This window comes from Streptomyces sp. NRRL F-5122 (genome assembly GCF_001507435.1).
Classification (GTDB): domain Bacteria; phylum Actinomycetota; class Actinomycetes; order Streptomycetales; family Streptomycetaceae; genus Streptomyces; species Streptomyces lannensis.
The window spans coordinates 1-519 of sequence record NZ_LMWH01000122.1 but is presented as its reverse complement, the minus strand read 5'-3'; the positions used below and the strand labels follow the sequence as shown (position 1 = coordinate 519).

Annotated in this window: 1 pseudogene; it reads left to right on the top strand. The window is 69.9% G+C overall.

The window, feature by feature from the left end:
- A pseudogene (locus ADL25_RS50535) lies at positions 1-392 on the top strand (UDP-N-acetylglucosamine--N-acetylglucosamine transferase); the annotation flags it as partial.
- Positions 393-519 lie beyond the last annotated feature (127 nt).

Here is a 519-nt window from a genome sequence, read left to right as displayed (position 1 = left end):
TCCGCAACGCCGACGACCTCAAGGAGGTGCTCTGCGACCTCATCGACGGATCGCTGGGGCAGCAGCAACGCGAAGTGGGTCTCGACCTGTTCGCGAGGGAGCCGGGTGAGGGACCGGCGGCCGAGATCGCCCGCGCGCACTGTTCCGGACTTCCCCCGCAAAACCCGCCACCGCCTACGCGTCGCCCTCCTCAGCCCCTCACCCGTCAACGTCGCGTGATGTATCGACGCGTCACCACCACCGCAGTTGTCGCATGCACCGTCTGGGCGTGCGCCGTGGGAGCCGGATTCGCGACAACGCGCGATGCCCCCGGCCTCGCGCACACCATCGGCCACAGCCTCGACCTGGACGACCTTCCTTCCAACCCCCGACCCGAAGGACACCATTCGTGACCACTGCCCGACTGGTTCGCACCGCCGCACTGGCGGCCCTGCCCACTCTGGCCGTCGCCCACGCCGCCCCGGTGATCTCCACTTTCGGGCCACTGCGCAGGCGGCTCATGCCCCGCCTCTCGGGTCG